We start from the raw sequence: 19499 nt of genomic DNA, 5'->3' as shown, positions 1-19499 counted from the left end.
AACTCGAACCGGCCCCCTTTTTTTCCTTTGGGGAAAGAAATTTTATTGCAAAAACCATCGGAATAAAAACCTACGCTGTCTTTATAATGTCTTGAGTCCTTTTTCAATGATAGAAAGTCCAATTTCCAAATCGTTTACATCAGTAGAAAGCGGCATGAGAAGGCGAATCACATTTCCATATCCTCCACAGCTAAGAATTACCAGTCCATGCTCCAAACAAAATCGTGTTAATCGGTCTGCTGCTACTTTATTTGGTTCTTTAGTGGTTTTATCTTCCACAAGTTCAATGGCTTGCATAACACCCAAACCACGAAAATCACCTACTATTTTATATTTTTCTTTAAATCCAGAAAGCTTAGTATGAAGTACTTTTGAAAGATGCGTGACATTTTTCAAAAGCGCTCCTTCTTCAAAGATTTTGAATACTTCTAGAGCCGCCGCACAACTCAGTGGATTTCCTCCGAAGGTTCCTCCCAATCCACCCACCATTGCAGCATCCATCATTTCCGCTTTGCCGGTTACCGCAGCGAGCACTGTTCCACCCCCAAGCCCTTTTGCTGAGACAGTAAGGTCAGGCTCCACTCCCATGGTCTTCATCGCAAATAGATTGCCAGTACGTCCGAAACCCGATTGAATTTCATCAGCAATCAACACAATGTTGTTCGCCGTGCAAAACTCTCGAAGTTTTTCTAAAAAAGAGGCTGGAAATTGTATAAATCCTCCCTCACCCAGCACGGGCTCTAAAATCACTGCCGCAACATTTTCAACACCCACTCGAAAATTAACGAGCTCAGAAAAATCATGAAAACACTCTTCGACACAATTTGCTCCCTGCCATCGATACTCATAAGGAATGGGTGCCCGATGAATTTCTGAAAGAAATGGACCAAATCCATGCTTGTAGGGTTTATTCTTTGCGGTAAGTGCCATCGCCATGTAAGTACGGCCATGATATGCATGATCAAAACAAATCACCGCTTGTTTTCCAGTATAGGACCGCGCTACTTTAATCGCATTTTCTACCGCTTCAGCACCTGAATTCAACAGGATGGATTTTTTTTCAAAATTCCCCGGAGCGTGATAGTTTAATTTTTCACACACCTTAATATACCCTTCATAAGGAAGAATATTAAAACTCGTGTGCATGAATTTATCAGCCTGGGCCTTGAGTGCATTGACCACCGTATCAGGACAGTGTCCTGTATTCACCACACCAATTCCAGATGAGAAATCCAAAAATACATTTCCATCGACATCTTCTACAAACGAGCCTTTTGCTCGTTCCACAAAGATGGGAGTCGCGTGAAATGGACCTCGCGCAACATGTTTATGGCGTTGCTCCATCAACATTTGAGATTTTGGTCCTGGTATTTGTGTTTTAATATTAATTTGATTCATTAGTACCACCCAATTGGCGCATCCTCTAGATTAATATTCACCTGCTTGACTTCAAGATAACTTTCAATTCCATATAGACCTAACTCACGGCCTGCTCCACTTTGTTTGTATCCACCCCAGGGCATTTCATTATGGGTTGGATGGTAGTGATTGACCCAAAGAATGCCAGCACGAATTTGAGAAGTCACGCGATGAGCACGAGTAAGATCCTTAGTCCACACGGCTGCTGCTAAACCATACTCCGTATCGTTTGCAATTTGAATGGCTTCCTCTTCCGTATCAAAGGGGATGACGGCAAGTACTGGACCAAAAATTTCCTCTCGAGCGATGCGCATGGCGGGCGTCACCTCATCAAAAATAGTTGGTTCTAGAAAATTTCCTTTTGCAAAAGCTTCACCAGTAGGACGTTTGCCGCCACAAATCAATTTTGCGCCTTCATCAATTCCTATCTTGATATACTGTTCTACTTTTTCGCGGTGAGCACTGGAAACCAGTGGCCCCATTTTTACTCCACCCTCTAAACCATGCCCCAACTTGATATTGGGAATTTTTTTCAACATCCCATCTACGATTTTTTTGTGAATGGAACGCTCAACAATCAAGCGGGAACCAGCAGAGCATACCTCGCCTTGATTAGCGAAAGCCCCAAAAAGTGCCCCATCAATTGCCATCTCAAGATCGCAGTCTGCAAATACGATATTGGGATTTTTTCCTCCAAGTTCTAATGTTATTCGCTTCAAATTTCCCGTAGCAGCTTGCATTATTTTTTTTCCGGTTACTGTCCCGCCGGTGAATGCCACTTTATCCACCATCGAATTGATTGCTAATTCCTCACCTACTCCCGCACCTGGACCAGTAATGAGATTCACAACGCCAGCAGGAAATCCACATTGATCAATCAGCTTAAATAACTCAAGCGCAGTGATCGGTGTCAGTTCTGATGGTTTTAATATTACGGTATTTCCTGCTGCTAGTGCTGGGGCAAGCTTCCAAGCGGCCATGAGTAGTGGGAAATTCCAGGGAATAATTTGCCCACACACCCCGATAGGCTCCCGTACCACATAACTAAAAGAATTCGCAGGAACCGACATTGTTTCGCCATGAATTTTAGTAGCGAGTCCCGCGTAAAATTCAAAACAATTGGCTGCATCGGTTACATCATACTCTGCTTCGGCCAAAGGCTTGCCGCAGTTTCGTGTTTCCAGCTCGGCTAACATTTTTGCATTGGCACGGATCATATCGGCAACCTTGAATAAAAGTTTGCTTCGATCAAGCGCTGACGTATTTTTCCATCCACCTTCATCGAAGGCCTTACGTGCCACTTTGATTGCGAGCACAACATCTTCTTTGCCACTTTCTGGAACTGTTGCAATCAATTGGCCATTACCGGGATCAATAATATCGCGAGTAGCTCCGCTTTTGGCTGAAGTAAATTGTCCATCAATATACATTTCATAATTTTTCATCTATTGAATCCCTTTTTATGGAGTGCGATAAGTTCATTGCCACTTGATTTGATTCGGTCGTAAAAGCGCTTCATCAAATATATTACAGATAGGCGAAGACTGTAAATTAACTCCCTGTATTTATAAATAAATAAGAAACTGCGACAAATTACGATTTCACTTAATGGATTATTTCAGCGGCTATTCGTATTCAAGTAAAATTTAGAATGAGATTATCTTTGTGAGCTATACTTAAAATTACAATGACGTAGCTGAATGAAATTCTTTGAAATTTGTACCTCTAATAACTAAAAATAGATAACTCTATTTGGGGGAATTATGGATAAATCAGCAACTCAAATAGTATTTAATAATAAAATTCTAATTCTTGGCTTTGGAAGTATTGGTCAAGCCGTATTACCGCTTTTATTTCAATGTATTAAACTAGACCCATCTCAAATTCACATTCTATCAAAACATACTTTCGGTGCCGATGTGGCCAACCATTATCGCGTCACATTCGATGAACGTGCGGTTAAAGAAAATAATTACCGAGAACTTTTATCCTCTATCCTCAAGCCCGGTGATTTTTTGTTAAATTTATCCGTCGGAGTATCCACTATTGATTTAATCCAATATTGCCAAGCAAATAAAATACTCTATTTGGATGCTGCCGCTGAACCTTGGGAAGAAAGGCATAATGAAAAGAATCCTCTGCTCTCTAATTATGCTTTACGTGATGCGACCTTACAGCATAAAAAGAAAGGACCCACCGCTGTTTTAACCCATGGGGCGAATCCTGGATTGGTATCTCACTTTCTGAAACAAGCCTTATGGAATTTGGCGAAAGATAATAAGTGGAATGGCGATCGACCCAAAAAATCTGTGGAATGGGCTCAATTGGCCCATGATCTTGAGATAAAAACGATTCACATTTCGGAACATGATACGCAAATTTCCTCTCAAACAAAAAAAACGGATGAATTTATAAATACCTGGTCAGTCGATGGCTTAATCTCTGAAGCGCTTAGACCTGCTGAACTAGGCTGGGGAAGCCATGAACGTCATTGGCCTTATGATGCCAATCATCACCACTTTGGCTCGAAGTGTGGCATATATCTTAGTCAGCCAGGAGCAGAGACTCAAGTGCGTACTTGGACCCCCAACTCTGGCCCTATTAATGGTTTTTTAATTACTCACGCTGAATCTTTATCTATCGCCGAATATTTAACTTTAAAAAAAGAGGATACAGTATATTACAGACCAACTGTTCATTATGCCTATCAGCCCTGTCCTGATGCAATTTTGTCTTTAAAAGAGCTTGTGCAAAGAAAATATGTACCTCAAAAAGAGAAACGAATTATGTTAAAAGAAATTGTTGATGGTACGGATGAACTCGGGGTTTTATTAATGGGAAATAAAAATGGAGCTTATTGGTATGGCTCTCATCTGTCCATACATGAAGCGAGAAAAATAGTTAGCCATAATAGTGCGACAAGCCTACAAGTTGCAGCTGGAGTTTTATCGGGGGTGATTTGGGCTATTAAAAATCCAGAACATGGAATTATAGAACCCGAAGATATGGACCATGAATATATTTTGAGTATAGCCCTCCCTTATCTTGGTAAAGTCGATGGTTATTATACCGATTGGACTCCTCTAAAGGACAGGAGCCATGCAGATAATAAGTATATGGATCAAAGTGACCCCTGGCAGTTTGTTAATATTCGAATTGATGCAGGATAGGAACGCTTTTAGGATAAATCATAAATGATGAGAAAATCCGCTTCAAATTCCAGTTTAGCCTTATTGAGCTTTTCAGCCTTGGGTATTGTTTTTGGCGATATTGGCACAAGTCCGCTTTATACCTTCAAAACCGTGTTAACCCTCATGGGGGGTACGCTCGACACCAATGCAATCCTGGGCTCTCTTTCGCTTATAGTATGGACACTGATCATGGTGACCACAATTAAATATGTCTATTTTGCCATGCGTATTGATAACGATGGCGAAGGAGGCATTTTAGCATTAATGTCATTGTTGGGTGTAAAGCTTCGTACCAGACCCCTCATTATTGCAGTGGGATTATTTGGGGCGGCACTTATCTATGGGGATGGTGCCATTACGCCAGCAATCTCTGTCCTATCCGCGCTAGAAGGTTTAAATATAATTACACCGTCCTTTACTCCATATGTGCTTCCATTATCGATTGCCATTCTCATTGCGCTGTTCGCCATCCAGTTCAAAGGAACAGCTAAGATTGGGAAAGTCTTTGGGCCGGTGATGGGAGCATGGTTCCTCACTCTTGGGATTTTAGGATTATGGGGTATTATTCAGCATCCTTCAGTACTGAAAGCGCTTAATCCCTCTTACGGTCTTGACTATCTACTTTCTCATGGCCTCAAAGGATTTCTAGTGTTAGGTGGCGTATTTTTATGTGTTACCGGAGCGGAAGCCCTCTATGCAGACATGGGACATTTTGGGGCGACACCAATCCGTCTTGCATGGTTGGGACTTGTATTTCCAAGTCTTGTGCTTAATTATGCGGGACAAGCTGCATTGGTTTTAGAAGGAGTGCCATTATCCGATAATATTTTCTATCGCCTATGTCCTCCCATCGCGATGATCCCCCTTGTTATATTAGCAACGATTGCCACCATTATTGCCAGTCAATCGATCATTAGCGGGACATTTTCTATGACTCGTCAAGCGATTCAGTTGGGATGGCTGCCAAGATTACGTATCACCCAAACCTCCTCTGAAGGATATGGACAGATCTATATTGGCGTTGCAAACTGGTTACTTATGATCGCAACAGTTGGTCTAATTATAGGGTTTAAAAAGTCAGATAATCTGGCGTCAGCTTATGGCGTAGCGGTATCCGCAACAATGCTTGCCACATCCGCGCTGTTGTTCATCGCTTTTCGTGAAGTATGGAATTGGAGTCTTCTGAGAACAGGAATAATTATCGGTATCTTTTTAATAATTGATAGCGCATTTTTCGCTGCTAATTTGTCAAAATTTATGGAAGGTGGCTATGTGCCGGTTATTTTCGCTATTTTTGTATATGGGATTATGCTCATTTGGCATTCAGGAACAAAAGCTGTGTCACAACGGCTGGGTGAAGCAGTAGTTCCTATCAAAGCCTTTATGAAGCATATCGCAGAAGAACAAATTGCCCGCGTGCCAGGGACCGCTGTTTTCCTAACACGGACATCCGAGGATGCGCCTTCGGCATTGATCTGGCATGTCAGACAAAATCGTGCTTTGCAGAAAAAAGTTTTTATTTTAAAGATAGACACCAAGTCAATTCCTTGGGTCAAAAGCACGGAACGAATCACCTTAAAGAAAATTTATCCTAATGTCTGGCGAATTGTTGCTTCCTATGGATTTATGGAGCGTCCTAACGTACCCAGAGTGATGAGACAAGTCATGAGCAAAAATGATCTGGTCCTTAATAACATTATCTACTATGTGGGACATGCACGAATTATCTCCCGTGAGAAGGGAAAAAATAGATTGCCAACATGGGTGGGTAAGCTTTACGCCTTTATGCAGCGTAATGCATTACATGAAAGTGAATATTTTCAGCTTTCTCCGGATGCAGTTGTGGAAATTGGTAGGCAAGTGGATGTTTAGACAAAGTAGTGTTGGATTAACGAATTAAAATCCGCGAGTAAGCAGATGCTTTGGCTTTAACTGTTAGATTCGGCTGCCATCAGGAAGCGTATTGAGGCAAAGCCCCCTGCCACCTTCCTTGGTGCAGGAAATAGACTATAAATTGAAATTTAGAAAGCCCAAGGAAAATAATCTCTGGGTTCTTCTGCTTGTTCTTTTTTTGGAGCATCATCAAGATAGTGATGTTTCACTTGTTTTGAAAAAAAGCCCAGCTCCGCTCGTGCTGCTTTTTCATCTTTTGATTTTAATTGAGCAGCGTCTTTCAGTCGTTGCGCATATTTAAGTTCCACAAAGTATGCAATATCGGGATCTGAAAAATGATTTACATCAAGTTGAGCTTGAAATGCTTGTTCTTTTATCTCTCTCATTTTTTCTTGTCGTGCATCCTCACACGCACTGATGACCGCTTCAGGATGATGTTGTAAGCCCACGGTATAATATTTCCCTGTTCTTTTTTCAACACTTTCTACTAATCTATCGAACTTACCACGTCCTGATATAAGCAGACTGGAATTGTCCTGACTTTCCTCTACATGTTGATGATGCAGGCAAGTGACGTTATATTCTATACTACTTCTATCCCTAGGCTTCAGCTTATAGTGTAACGCATTATACAATTGACTTCCTTCTCCAACGACTACTCTACTGTTATAGGTAGCATCTTGGGTTGCTTCAAAAACGGTATCAAAATGCTCATAATGGGGTTGGTGCTCCTGCTCATCTTCAGGGATATCTGCTATTTTGTAACCATGATGATGCCCGACTGTTTGTTGTCCCCGACATATGCCTAAAAGAGGAATATCTCGTTTTTGGGCTAATTCCGTAAGCTCACCTTCCAGTCTCATACGCGGATCACTGGGATCATGTACTGGAACATTGGGGCCACCGGGTAAATAGATGCCATTTACCTTACCGCTAAAAACGGGATGATTTAACCCGTCCTGGGGTGTAACCGGAACCACTTCAAGCCCTTTCCTTTGCAAGTACTCAATCGTAAGGTCACAATAGCTAGTACCGCCTGATTTATCATAAAGTGCAATAACTTTTGGCTTTTCGTCCGCTTGCTTTAATTGCTCTTTTTTTTCCTTGTCTAAAGCGTATTCAAATTTTGGCTTTTCTTCGCTGATACTTTGTGCCTTGTTAACAGACCTGATACCCGATAAAAATTCAGACAGTTTTTGAAACATGATAGTGTACCTCAATTTAAATTTAGACAATGAGCTAAATAGGATCATTGAATATCTAAATTGTACTCTTAATGGCTTAACTAACTATTATTAGTACATATAATTTTTATTATATGCTTATAAATTTTATATAGGCTTGTTCTTTACATGGGCTCAAACAAGATAGACACTCTCTGCGCGGTACTTGAAGATGGAACAACCAAAGGAAATTCCATGGAGACCAAGATCCCCTGCCACCTTCCTTGGTGCAGGAAATAAACTATAAATTGAACATTAGAAAGCACAAGGAAAATAATGACTGGGTTCTTGTGCTTGTTCTTTTTTGGGAGCATCATCAAGAAAGTGATGTTTCACTTGTTTTGAAAAAAAGCCCAGCTCCGCTCGTGCTGCTTTTTCATCTTTTGATTTTAAATGCACTTCTCTAAGTTTTTGAGTATATTGGATCTCTGCAATCATAGCCGCATCTGGCTCGAAAAAATTCGCAGTAAATCGGGCTTCTTCAGCTTCTTTTTCTACCTCTTTAATTTTTTCTTGTCTTGCCTCTTTACATAGGCTGATTACCGATTCAGGATGATGTTGTAAGCCCACGGTATAATATTTCCCGGTCCTTTTTTCAACACTTTCAACTGTTCCATCAAATTTACCACGTCCTGATACAAGAAGACTGGGATTGTTCTGACTGTCTTCTACATGTTGATGATGCAGGCAAGTGACGTTATATTCTATACTACTTCTACCCTTGGGCTTCATCTTATAACGTAACGCATTATATAACTGACTTCCCTCTTCAACGACCACTCTGTTATTGAGGTTAGGATCTTGAGTTTTCTCATATATTTCATAGGAATGCTCATAATGCCTATCATATCTTGGGATGTCTGTGACAGTATATCCATGATGATGTGCGACTGTTTGTTGTCCCCGACATATGCCTAAAAGAGGAATATCCCTTTTTTGGGCTAGTTCTGTAAGTTCCCCTTCAAGCCTTTTACGCGGATCACTGGGATCATGTACAGGCACATTTGGGCCCCCGGGTAAATAGATGCCATTGATTTTACCGCTAAAAACGGGATGACTTAACCCTTCCTCGGGTGTAACCGGAATCACGTCAAGCTCTTTAGTTCTAAAATACTCAATCGTCAGGTCACAATAGCTAGTACCGCCTGATTTATCATAAAGTGCAATAATTTTTGGCTTTTCGTCCGCTTGCTTTAATTGTTCTTTTTCATCCCTATCCAAAGCGTATTCAAATTTTGGCGTCTGTTCGCTGGTGCTTTGTGCATTGTTAGGAGTCCTGAAACCCGATAAAAATTCAGAAAATTTTTGAAACATGATAGTGTACCTCAATTTAAATTTAGACAATGAGCGCAACAGAGTCATTGAATATCCAAATTGTATTCTTATTAGCTTAACCAGCCATTATTAGCACATATAATTTTTATTATAAGCTTATAAATTTTATATAGGCTTGTTCTTTGCATGGGGTCAAAACAAGATAGGCACTCTTTAGGCGGTACCTGAAGATGGAAAAACCAATAGAGGACGAGCTTTTATTAATTAACTGAAATTTAATCAAAATTAATGACGAATCGGGCGGTACTATTCTCTATCCGCTCTTTGCCTTCCCTGGCATAAGAGGTAGAGGGTTAGAATGACTTTAGCCCCAGAGCTCAAATACAGGGGAATGCTGCGTGCTATCTACATCACAAGGCTGTGTTTCTTTTTGTTGTGCCTTGTGTTCAAGAAAGCGTTTTTTAACTTGTTTTGTAAAAAAACCCATCTCTGCCCTGGCAGCTCGTTCATCTCTTGATTGCTCATGCGCTTCTCTTAGTTTTTGAGCATACTGGAGCTCTGCAATGAGCGCCGTATCTGGCTCGAAAAAATTAGAAGTAAATCGGGCTTCTTCAGCTTCTTTTTCTACCTGGGTAATTTTTTCTTTTCTTTTATCCTCACAAGAACTTATTAGCACTTCGGGATGATGTTGTACACCAAATGAAAAATATTTTCCCGTTTTTATCTCAATGCTCTCAATTGTATTATCAAATTTATTGCGTCCTGTGACTTGTATGTCAGTATGACTTGGACTTTCGGGTATATGTTGATGATGAAGGCATGTGACAGGATACTCCAGGGGCCCATTATTTTTTTCCTTAAATTCATTTTGTAATGCGGCAAACAATTGACTTCCTTTTTCTACAACAACTGTATTATTTGCATCTGGAGTACTTCCGTTATTCGCGCCGCCATAATGCTGCTCATAGTCGGGCAAATCCTCCACCGCCAAACGATTATGATGCCCAATAGCTTGTTCACCGCGACAGATACCAATGAGAGGAATATCTTTAGCGCGTGCGAGTTGGGTTAGTTGGCCTTCAAACCTTTTACGCGGATCACTTTCATCCTGAACAGGAATATCCGAACCACCAGGCAAATAAATACCGTCAATAGAATTACTTGAAAAAGTAGGATGACTTAATCCCTCTTCTGGAGAAACTCTGACAACGTCTAATCCATCTTTTTCAAAGTGCTGAATTGCCAGATCGGCGTTCACTGCCCCATCATGTTCCGCATAAAGCGCAACAATTTTAGGTTTATCTTCTGAATGTCTTAGCTGTTTCTGTTCCTCATCATTGAGTTCATATTGAAATTTCGATTTTTCTTCCTGCTTGGTTTCTGAAAATATAGAACTAATTGACGACAAACCTGATGAAATCATTCGTGAAAACATAATACACTCTCTCCATGTAATACAATTATTTTTGCAGAGAAGCTATAAATTAGCCTTTCTGCGCACAATATTAAATCATATTGAGTATAATTTCAAAAAGGAAAGCGCATTAGAGATAATCCGAAACATACAAAAACAATCCTAGGATTCTGAATTTAAAACATTTTTATTATGACTTATGCTTCAATATTGCTAATCCAAAATCCAAGGACCTCACCTTAAAGACGGCTGATTCCCGCACTGTTTGGTGAATGAGCAGGGTTTGCGCAAGGCGTTTCATCCTCTGCCTTATCTGCTGTAATGGGCAAGCCAAAAAACCGATTCTGTGCACTGTTTTTATTTGACCCATACGAACCACTACCAGCCATAATGCCACCATCAATATTATATTGGGAACCGGTGATAAACAAAGAATCATCAGACGCTAGAAAAACAGCAAGTTTGGCGACTTCACTTGCTTTCCCCATACGCTTTAATGGAATGGTATTGGTGTATTCCTCAATCCGCCGAGAGCGTTCTTCATCCTGGCCAAATTCAGAGTCCCACATTTCAGTCAAAATGGCAGCAGGCACAATGACATTGCAGCGAATCGTGTACTCCATTTTGGCACAATGCATGGCTATCGTTCTTGTAAGATTTAAAATGGCAGCCTTACTCGATGCGTAGGCAACATGAGAAGGAATTCCTACCAGCCCCGACCGAGAACCCATATTGATAATTGACGCATTGGCGCTTTTTTTCAAAAGTGGCATCAGCGTTTTACATCCAAGAAATGTTCCGTCCAAGTTAACCGCATGCACCATTCGCCAATCCTCAAGAGAGCAATTTTCTATATCTTGGGATTTATCCGATTTGGGAGCACAATCGATACCGGCATTATTCACTAAAACATCAAGCCTTTGATATTTTTTTCCAATAAAAGTTGCAACCTCTTGCCAATTTTGTTCAGAACAAACATCCAGGGTTAGATAATCGCTTGCCCCTATTGATTGGGCAAATTTCTCTCCCTCCCCGGTTACGAGTCTGCCGGTAACAATGACTGTGGCACCTTTCTTACAAAATAGCTCAGCAATTGCAAGACCAATTGATTTGGTGCTGCCAGTAATTAAGACAATTTTATTCTTTAATTTTCCCATCACGCTCATTCCATAATTGGTTTTATTAGGTGTACAACTTATTAACGATAGAACATTGACTCCTCAACCACAATACAAAGGGATCCCTGGCATTTGCTGCCCCCCTCTCAACTCCAGTGTATTTGGTTGAATTTAAAAAAATGAGGTATATTGTTCCATCATTTCAATAAAAAAAATATCCGTTTAAAAGGTGCTTTGATGAACATTACGGAGATTCAGATTGCGCAATTGACTATTCCATTAACACGCCCATTTATCACAGCCGTAAGACGTACCGAATGTGTTGAGGATGTGGTGGTAATCATTAAAACCGATAAGGGCAATCTGGGTTATGGTTCAGCTGCGTCAACTCCAGCCATCACTGGAGACAGTACGAAATCAATTATTAGTGCAATTAAAACCATTCTTGGTCCGCAGTTAATTGGACGAGGTGTTTCTGAATTGAATTTATTACTTCAAATGAATCAACAGGCCATCCCAGGTAATACTTCTGCAAAGGCGGCCATTGACATTGCCTTGCATGATTTGTTTGCTCAATCTTGCGGCTTACCCCTTTATAGATTGCTGGGGGGAAATACGAACAGCATGAACTCATGTATTACTATAAGCGTTAAAGAAGTTGACGCGATGGTGCATGATGCAATCGACCTGGTCAATCAAGGGCACCAAACTATAAAAATAAAATTAGGATTAAATCCACTTGAAGACATCCGACGCGTTCATGCGATTCGCCAGGCTGTAGGCGACTCGATCACATTACTTGTCGATGCCAATCAGGGATGGTCTTATGAAGATGCCATCAAGGTTATTGACTCATTGAAACAGCAGCATTTGAATATCCCTTTGATAGAACAACCAATTAATGCCCAGGATCTCGTGCACTTAAAGGCCCTTAGCGAACAGGTTGATTGTCTTATTATTGCCGACGAGGCGTGTTTTTCCCCCGAAGATACACTGAATATTGCAAAAATGAATGCCTGTGATGGCATCAACATTAAGTTGATGAAATCGGGAGGTATTGAGAATGCCCAAGCGATTTACTCTATTGCAAAAACGGCACACATGAAAATAATGGTCGGATGTATGCTGGAATCCCCTATTGGCGTTGCAGCGATAACCAGTTTTGCTTTAAGTAAACCGGATATCTCCTATGCAGACCTTGATCCGATTTATTTGATTCGTGACAATTATATTGCAGGCGGGGCACAGCGCCTTGGTAATAAAATTATTTTGTCAGATAAACCAGGTTTGGGAATTGAAGGGATTACCCAAGGCTTAAATAAGATTGGAGTGATCCGTTAATGTCTTATTCCATTCAGTTGGCCAGTTTATCCATTATTATCCTTTATGTTGTGATGTTATTTCGCAATGTTAATCCTTTAATCGCAACGGCACTCTGTGTGGGATTGGGCTATTTGTGGAATCTGAGCAGCCCAATTGCTATCGGGAATTCTCTGGCTGGTGCGTTAGGATCATTCATGGCGTTAGTTGGTTTTATTATCATGCTAGGCCATGGCCTAGGCGAGATCTTAACGCATACTCAGGTCAGTCATACTTTGGTGCACCAAATTGTTTATGGGATTGGAATCAATACTCAGCGACGGGCTAAAATTGGCATTGTGCTTTCCTCTTTTATCATTGTAGGCTTACTTGGCACCTTGGCAGGAGGATTAGCTATCTTAGCCCCCAGTTTACGTCCTATTGCAGGTTCAGTTGGATTATCGCGCCCCAGTTTGGCTGTATTAATGCAGGCTTCGGCTGAAGAAGCGTTAATTATTGGGCCTTTTGCCCCTCCAGTAGTGGCTTTACTGGGTATTACCGGGCTCAACTATGCGTCTGTACTTATTTATGCATCGCTTCCCATCGCCATGATTACTTTAATTACTACTTGGGTAATGGCGAATCGATTGCAACGACAGTATGCGAATGAATCGTGCGAAGAAGAGGATACCTCAGAACCATTTGCCCCCAATAAACGACAAAAGCGCAGCACTTCGCTTTTTTTGATCTCCTTTATACTTTGTGTCGTGTATGGATTATTGACTCAAGCAAAAACTCCCTACGTTATTTTTGTCATGTTATTTCTGGCACTTATTACTGGATTGACAAGCAAATTAAGCTTAAATCAAATTTTTAAATTGTTAATTACTGGAATGCAAAAAAGCCTGCATCTCTTCTTTTTGTTTATTTTATTTGATCCCTTTATGGTTTTGATTCATCAGGCGGGAGGATTTAGTGCCTTAACCGAACTATTAACCCCATTAATTCATTTAGGTGGAAAACCAGTATTAACGATGTTAATTGGTTTCACTGGGGCTTTTGGCATGCCTGGCGCTGCTGAAGCAACCATTAAAATGCTGCATCAGCTTTTTTTTCCCAGTGTGCTTCAGATGCAATTACCCATGATCACATTCGCTTTAGCGATGATCTTCGCCACCCGTGTTACTAATTATGCCTATCCTGGTGCGAATATGTTTGCCGCAATGGGTTTTGCTGGGAGCGAGAATATCAAAGCAATGATACAAAACGGACTCATCGTAACCGCAGTACAAATCTTATTCCTGATTGGGTATAGTTTATTTCTATAATTTTGTACACAAATGGTCAGAGCTGACCTTTTAAATTTAAAACTCTTATTATAATTTTTACTATTTTAGGGTTTATCAAGACTCAGCTGGAATGATTTTTAATTTTTCTGAGAGCAACTATTTTCTTTTTATTCAATGTGTTCTCTCCCAAAACATTACCTCAAAAGTGTCAAACCCTCACTTTAGAAGAAACTCTTCGACTAGGGTAAAACCGCATTAAGTTTCGGATAGAGTAAAATGATGAGATAAAAAATTCATCAGAAAATTCTGCTCCATGCTAGATATAAGCATAGCCTTCATATAAGGGCTACTTTCAAAGTGAATTGCATTCGCTTGTTAAATCCTCCATCAGCATAGTTATAATCAATTTGATTTATCGCGTTCATCAGATTTATTAAAAGGTTACTTGCTGATTGTTTCTCTCTCCTGTTCCTATGCAGATAGCAGCGCATTAATTTAAACATTGGGGTCTATTTTAAATCAAATTGACCAAAATTAATTAAGCGATTATAATAATGTCGTTTAACGATAAGGTGTAGTTGTGTTTAGTCAATTTGAAAAAGAAACTCATCGTCCTCCTCCTCGTAAGTTATTTATTAGAACAGATAATTTAACCGCTATCTCTCCAAAACATTTTGAAAAATATAATGTAAGTCCAGCTATTCATTTGAATTTATTGTCTCATGATCTGAATGGATATATAGATTCAGGTTATTTGAGCACCTTTGAATACAGCAAAGGAATGGGGTTGGCAACAGTACTGGCTTATGGAGGGAAATACATTCATTTTATTTTTTTACATTCTGAAATTGCTGAGATTATTCATTTAAGCGGAGGAACAAACGGACTAACCCACGACGGGGAACAAACAGATATCAAGGTGAAAGAAGGAACGGTATGGGATGTTCCTTATTTTCAGCACGAGTTTCCGCAAATTTTTTATACCCATGGAGTTGAGGTGGAGCTAGGACAGTTAAATTTTCGCACGAATACTGAAGTGCTCCTTGGTGGGAATTGGCTTGATTACGCCGAAATTATCAGCATTCAGCCTAAGCTTGCCGAAATAATATTAAGGAAAAATGTTAAAACAGAGGAAGAGCTCTATGAACTGTTGCGCAAATTTGCATCTCCTTATACCCTTGCCAAGGTTGGGCTTCAGCAACAGTGGCATTCTGCTTTAGAGAAAGCCAGCTTAATAAACTGGTGGAATCAATTATCCATTGCCAAGAAAGATGAATTAAGAACTCTCTATGAACTCCTGCATCAGCAGCATAAAGATCCTGAACCAAAATATCCTGAACCAAACGATTTTGTTCTTATGAAAGAACTGCATCAATTGCATTCGCTAAACAATCAATTAAAACAAAAATACCCTGAAATAACGAAGTATTTTACTCTTATAGGGACTGCTCTCGACAAATTTCATATGCTTTGTCAAATCGATCCGATGAATGATAGTTCACGACAAAGATTTATCCAAATTGGGCTAAGGGATATTTTTGAAGATAAGTGGGAACTCCCGGTAGCACCAAATACTTTACATCAATTATGCATATCTATTGAAACTTTTATCGAATATTTAATGCTTGAAGCTGAGTTTCGCCAGCTTATCCGAGAAATTAATTGTTTAAAGCTCAGTTCAGAAGAATTGGTAGAGCACTTCCCAAGACTAGCGGGAATAGGAGTTGTACTTGATTCCAATTGTAAAAAGCCCATGGGAAATGTTAGTGAGTTTATCGATAATTACATTAAAAATATGGCCGAAATTAAAGAATACCTCCCTGAAATAAAAGACCAGCTCAAAGCATTTAATTATCGTAAACATTATGATAACAACCTCAGTGTTTATTATTTTTGTTCTCATATACAACAAACACATCTCCCTACGGCGGTATTAGCAGAGTGGTTACTTGATCTATATGAAGAGCTAAAAGATATTTTTAAATCAAATGATGATTATAAAAAAATCATTCGGAATGGTGTATTGCTGGACTCATTATTTGATAATCTAAAAAAATTACACGATTCTATAGTTCAAGTTAATAACCAAGGAGAAATAAGTAAATCATTAAAACAACGTGTAATGAACGAGATGCAAAGTAACATCGAGTATGCATTAGTTCACTTAAGCAAATCAAAGGAGTTGGATCGTTACGCTGATGCCCAGTTTATGCTCACCAAAATTAAAGATTCATCTAATCAGGTTGCTGTTCTAGCTATGGAACAATCTAAGGTGACCTTTTTCCCGTCTTCATCCCGAGTATTTTATGATAGATCTTATGTCCGTAAAGAAAGTGAGTTATCTCAACATGATTCGCAACACCTAGAGGACCAACCTCCACCGAGCCAGAAAAAATTGCGTAGCTAATTGTTATGAGTTTATAGTACAAGCCATCGGAACACCATTGTATTGGCAAGTCACATTGCTCGTTGAGAGCAAGTATGCCGGAAAAAGGATTTAGTTCGCAGAACCAATCTTTTGTCGCAATAGCCAGTCAAGGCTGGGTTACAAAACCCAGTGTCCGATTTTGATGCATTAACTCGAAATGAATGGATTAGAATAAGTCATTAAACCTGGCAAAAACATCGATTAAGTCTTGGTTCTTAAGTGATTCTTGAATGTTTTTGCGTATCGCTTTTAAAAAAGCGATCAAAATAGCTGCTTACCACTCGGGTTATCTGTCTCGCTTTGGGGTGGATTTGAATAACATAATCGTTAATTTGCACCAGTCCATCTTTGACTAAATTATCTAGCGAGCGAAGCTCACTAGCAAAATAATCCGGCGGATAATTAAACTCAGTACATCTTTTTTTGAGATCGACTTCCAGATAACACATAATATCGTTAATAATCGATTTCCTTAATTGATCTTCTCCTGTAATTTCGATTCCGCGCACAATGGGTAAGACCTGATTTAAAATATCGGTTTTATATTGCCTTAACTCCGAGGTATTTTGCACGTATCGATTGCGGAGCTGAGTGATGGATGATGTCCCTAGCCCAATCAAATGCGAGGCACTGTCAACACTGTATCCTTGAAAATTTCGGTTGAGCGTTTTTGCATTTAACGCGAGTACCATAGAGTCTGTGGGTTTAGCAAAATGATCTAACCCAACAGCACAATATCCTTTTTGTTTTAACAGTTCGGAAGCCAAAGCAAACATTTCTATGCGCTCCGCGGCATTGGGGAGATCCTTTTCCTGAATGAGTTGCATGTGCTTTTTCATCCAATGGACATGGGCATAGGCAAAAAAAGCAATCCGGTCTGGATCTAATGAAGAAACAGCTTCTATATTATTTTTAATACTTGATTTGGTTTGTTTGGGTAATCCATAAATCAAATCAAGGTTTATCTTGTTCATGCCGTACTGTTTAAAAAGATTGATGGATGATTGAACCAATTCGAATGGCTGCACGCGATTGATCGCGAGCTGCACCTCCGGATTAAAATCTTGGGCACCAATACTGATTCGGTTCACGAGGGCGATAGCATAAGCGTTTATTTTTTCTTCATTGACGGTACGAGGGTCGACCTCTATAGCGATTTCTGCATCAGGAGCTACATTAAAGGCTTCACGAAGATTGTTTATTAAATGCAAAAATAACTGAGGGGGTAAGATCGTTGGTGAGCCGCCACCAAAATGAATATGAGTGACATAGGGGTTCTGGGGAGATAGTCGTTTTGCAACCAATGCAATTTCTTGCGTCAATACTTTAACATACTCTTCAATAGAGTTTTGTCTGTTATTAATTTTCGTAGCGCATCCGCAATACCAACACAATTGTTGGCAGAATGGAATATGAATATATAAGGACAGAGTGTCCTGCTCTGGGATCTCACCAAGCCACTGCGAATAAGTTGCCGCGTTAATTCCCGTAGAAAAATGAGGGGCAGTTGGATAGCTCGTATACCGTGGAAACTGCCCTTCGTAATTTAATATTAAGTGCTCAGATACATTATTTAAAAACATGAACCAACCTTTTCGATAAGCGAAGTAATAGGGCTTGCCCTGCCGGCCAAATAATCCATAATAATCCCTTTAAAAGGCAATAAATCCTGATTTGCGAGTCTTAAGGTACACTGACTGAGCAGCTGGGCAAAAAGCGTATCGTTGGTGAATAAACTGACTATCCAATTCGTGCCATGATACATTAGCTTTGTCGCTTGCCTATGCTCGGCCTGATAACGCTCCAAGATTTCTTTCGACCCAATATCTTTATTTTGTGCCACTGCCCAGCAGATTTCCTTTGCCAATGATTCTGCGCCCTTCAATCCCAAATTAAAACCATGGGCTGTCACAGGATGCATTCCCACTGCGGCATCACCGATTAATGCAAAGCGTTTTTCGATAAACCGTTGGGAATAAACACCGACTAATGGATAAAAAAAACGCTGGCCAACTGTTTTTATCTTGCCAAACTGTTTCTCAAACTGATTGGCAAGATTTGAAATAAATTGTTGCTCATTAAGCCTTTTTATATCGTTGGCCTTGTCGGAAGAAACCGTCAGCACCAGTGATGATGCATGGGGAGACATGGGTAAAAAAGCAACGACTTTGTCGGTATTAAAATACTCATAAGCACAATGATGGTGTTCTCGTTCATGTTCTATTTTGCAAAGAATCATCACCTTAGAGAAATCACGGGTATTAGATGCAATCCCTACTTTTCTACGAGACTCGGAGAAGCGATTATCAGCTGCGATGACAAGAGGGGCCTCAATAACTGACTGATTGGATAAATGGACTGAGCGTGTGCTCTGGTGCTCTTGAATTGCATCAACGGCAGTATCCGGCATCACTTCAATATTCGAATAAGAACAGACTACCTCATACAATGCTTTCCTAATTAAATGATTTGAAACCAAATACCCTAAAAGAGTGCCCGCATCGTTAAAATTTAATGCATAAGATTCGCCTCCACTGAGGACTTTTGCTTGTTTTATTGGAAAAATAAATTCCGAATTAATTTTGTCCCATGCATTAAGTTTTTTTAGACTATTGATAGTCGGAACGGTTAGGGCAATTTCTCGGCCATCATAATCCGGGTTTTGCAAGGACTCGACGGGTAACTTATCTAATAAGACTATTTTCAAAGAAGTATGGGCAAGGGAAGCTGCAAGGCTTAAACCCGTTGGACCAGCACCGATGATGACAATATCTTTTTTTATATGCATTTTATTACTCTGCCCTTTCCCTTACTACCCGAGCTAATTTTGGATTCTTACTTTTTTTTATCGGCATCCCGTAGTTCCAGCCACATGGCGTTTAATATGGCAAATGAACAAGCAAGTCCAGTTCCAAGAATCCAAGAGAAATACCACATTTTTTTTCTCCTT

The 19499-nt window shown here is 40.0% G+C and carries 14 protein-coding genes; 5 read left to right on the top strand and 9 right to left on the bottom strand.

Annotated elements, in window-relative coordinates; all coding sequences use genetic code 11:
• Positions 1 to 81: 81 nt before the first annotated feature.
• Positions 82 to 1398 (bottom strand): 4-aminobutyrate--2-oxoglutarate transaminase, encoded by a 1317-nt coding sequence (gabT, locus tag ACF8MK_RS06440; protein WP_392538640.1) that lies wholly within the window; start codon positions 1396 to 1398, stop codon positions 82 to 84.
• Positions 1398 to 2864 carry an aldehyde dehydrogenase family protein gene (locus ACF8MK_RS06435; protein ID WP_392538639.1) on the bottom strand — a complete coding sequence of 489 codons (1467 nt, stop codon included), beginning with the start codon at positions 2862 to 2864 and terminating at the stop codon, positions 1398 to 1400. Before ACF8MK_RS06435 ends, gabT begins: the two co-directional genes overlap by 1 nt.
• A 318-nt stretch (positions 2865 to 3182) precedes the next feature.
• Between ACF8MK_RS06435 and ACF8MK_RS06430 the strand changes: the two genes are divergently transcribed.
• Both ACF8MK_RS06430 and ACF8MK_RS06425 read left to right on the top strand, forming a co-directional pair.
• Positions 3183 to 4589 carry a saccharopine dehydrogenase C-terminal domain-containing protein gene (locus ACF8MK_RS06430; protein ID WP_392538638.1) on the top strand — a complete coding sequence of 469 codons (1407 nt, stop codon included), beginning with the start codon at positions 3183 to 3185 and terminating at the stop codon, positions 4587 to 4589.
• A gap of 24 nt (positions 4590 to 4613) precedes the next feature.
• Positions 4614 to 6482, top strand: a complete 1869-nt coding sequence (locus ACF8MK_RS06425; protein ID WP_392538637.1) for a potassium transporter Kup — start codon at positions 4614 to 4616, stop codon at positions 6480 to 6482.
• Between the two features lie 149 nt (positions 6483 to 6631).
• On the opposite strand, the gene ACF8MK_RS06420 is transcribed toward ACF8MK_RS06425, so the two are convergent.
• From ACF8MK_RS06420 to ACF8MK_RS06405, 4 genes are all read right to left on the bottom strand, one after another.
• On the bottom strand, positions 6632 to 7708 hold the full coding sequence (locus tag ACF8MK_RS06420; protein ID WP_392538636.1) for a gamma-glutamyl-gamma-aminobutyrate hydrolase family protein: 1077 nt from the start codon (positions 7706 to 7708) through the stop codon (positions 6632 to 6634).
• A 273-nt stretch (positions 7709 to 7981) separates the two neighbouring features.
• Entirely contained in the window at positions 7982 to 9040 is a 1059-nt protein-coding gene (locus ACF8MK_RS06415; protein WP_392538635.1) for a gamma-glutamyl-gamma-aminobutyrate hydrolase family protein, read from the bottom strand.
• A 325-nt stretch (positions 9041 to 9365) separates the two neighbouring features.
• A complete protein-coding gene (locus ACF8MK_RS06410) occupies positions 9366 to 10436 on the bottom strand; it encodes a gamma-glutamyl-gamma-aminobutyrate hydrolase family protein (RefSeq protein WP_392538634.1) in 1071 nt (356 codons plus the stop codon).
• Positions 10437 to 10654: 218 nt separating this feature from the next.
• Positions 10655 to 11572, bottom strand: coding sequence for an SDR family NAD(P)-dependent oxidoreductase (locus ACF8MK_RS06405; protein WP_392538633.1), 918 nt, complete (start codon positions 11570 to 11572; stop codon positions 10655 to 10657).
• 198 nt (positions 11573 to 11770) lie between these two features.
• Here ACF8MK_RS06405 and ACF8MK_RS06400 point away from each other — a divergent pair, with 198 nt between their 5' ends.
• The 3 genes from ACF8MK_RS06400 to ACF8MK_RS06390 all read left to right on the top strand — a co-directional run bounded on the left by ACF8MK_RS06400 (position 11771) and on the right by ACF8MK_RS06390 (position 16528).
• Positions 11771 to 12874: a dipeptide epimerase gene (locus tag ACF8MK_RS06400; protein ID WP_392538632.1), complete on the top strand. Its 1104-nt coding sequence runs from the start codon at positions 11771 to 11773 to the stop codon at positions 12872 to 12874.
• Positions 12874 to 14160, top strand: coding sequence for a TRAP transporter large permease subunit (locus ACF8MK_RS06395; protein WP_392538631.1), 1287 nt, complete (start codon positions 12874 to 12876; stop codon positions 14158 to 14160). The genes ACF8MK_RS06400 and ACF8MK_RS06395 overlap by 1 nt, the downstream gene beginning before the upstream one ends.
• A gap of 541 nt (positions 14161 to 14701) precedes the next feature.
• Complete coding sequence (locus ACF8MK_RS06390; RefSeq protein WP_392538630.1) at positions 14702 to 16528, top strand: hypothetical protein; 1827 nt, start codon at positions 14702 to 14704, stop codon at positions 16526 to 16528.
• Positions 16529 to 16764: 236 nt separating this feature from the next.
• Here the strand turns inward: ACF8MK_RS06390 and hemN are convergent, their stop codons facing one another.
• The 3 genes from hemN to cydX are packed head-to-tail and all read right to left on the bottom strand — an operon-like array spanning position 16765 to position 19486.
• A complete protein-coding gene (hemN, locus tag ACF8MK_RS06385; protein WP_392538629.1) occupies positions 16765 to 18132 on the bottom strand; it encodes an oxygen-independent coproporphyrinogen III oxidase in 1368 nt (455 codons plus the stop codon).
• A complete protein-coding gene (ubiM, locus tag ACF8MK_RS06380) occupies positions 18123 to 19337 on the bottom strand; it encodes a 5-demethoxyubiquinol-8 5-hydroxylase UbiM (RefSeq protein WP_392538628.1) in 1215 nt (404 codons plus the stop codon). Before ubiM ends, hemN begins: the two co-directional genes overlap by 10 nt.
• 47 nt (positions 19338 to 19384) lie before the next feature.
• Positions 19385 to 19486 (bottom strand): cytochrome bd-I oxidase subunit CydX, encoded by a 102-nt coding sequence (gene cydX / locus ACF8MK_RS06375; protein ID WP_265703581.1) that lies wholly within the window; start codon positions 19484 to 19486, stop codon positions 19385 to 19387.
• Between the last annotated feature and the right edge of the window lie 13 nt (positions 19487 to 19499).

It is taken from the genome of Legionella sp. 227, from assembly GCF_043161935.1.
Taxonomy (GTDB): domain Bacteria; phylum Pseudomonadota; class Gammaproteobacteria; order Legionellales; family Legionellaceae; genus Legionella; species Legionella sheltonii.
The sequence above is the reverse complement of the archived record's forward strand: the minus strand, read 5'-3'. Positions and strand labels throughout refer to the sequence as shown.

Coding starts and splice junctions, on each gene's coding strand:
- ACF8MK_RS06410 (WP_392538634.1), bottom strand. CDS start 10,436: ATGTTTTCACGAATGATTTCATCAGGTTTGTCGTCAATTAGTTCTATA.
- ACF8MK_RS06430 (WP_392538638.1), top strand. CDS start 3,183: ATGGATAAATCAGCAACTCAAATAGTATTTAATAATAAAATTCTAATT.
- ACF8MK_RS06400 (WP_392538632.1), top strand. CDS start 11,771: ATGAACATTACGGAGATTCAGATTGCGCAATTGACTATTCCATTAACA.
- gabT (WP_392538640.1), bottom strand. CDS start 1,398: ATGAATCAAATTAATATTAAAACACAAATACCAGGACCAAAATCTCAA.
- ACF8MK_RS06420 (WP_392538636.1), bottom strand. CDS start 7,708: ATGTTTCAAAAACTGTCTGAATTTTTATCGGGTATCAGGTCTGTTAAC.
- ACF8MK_RS06425 (WP_392538637.1), top strand. CDS start 4,614: ATGATGAGAAAATCCGCTTCAAATTCCAGTTTAGCCTTATTGAGCTTT.
- ubiM (WP_392538628.1), bottom strand. CDS start 19,337: ATGCATATAAAAAAAGATATTGTCATCATCGGTGCTGGTCCAACGGGT.
- ACF8MK_RS06405 (WP_392538633.1), bottom strand. CDS start 11,572: ATGGGAAAATTAAAGAATAAAATTGTCTTAATTACTGGCAGCACCAAA.
- ACF8MK_RS06415 (WP_392538635.1), bottom strand. CDS start 9,040: ATGTTTCAAAAATTTTCTGAATTTTTATCGGGTTTCAGGACTCCTAAC.
- ACF8MK_RS06395 (WP_392538631.1), top strand. CDS start 12,874: ATGTCTTATTCCATTCAGTTGGCCAGTTTATCCATTATTATCCTTTAT.
- hemN (WP_392538629.1), bottom strand. CDS start 18,132: ATGTTTTTAAATAATGTATCTGAGCACTTAATATTAAATTACGAAGGG.
- ACF8MK_RS06435 (WP_392538639.1), bottom strand. CDS start 2,864: ATGAAAAATTATGAAATGTATATTGATGGACAATTTACTTCAGCCAAA.
- cydX (WP_265703581.1), bottom strand. CDS start 19,486: ATGTGGTATTTCTCTTGGATTCTTGGAACTGGACTTGCTTGTTCATTT.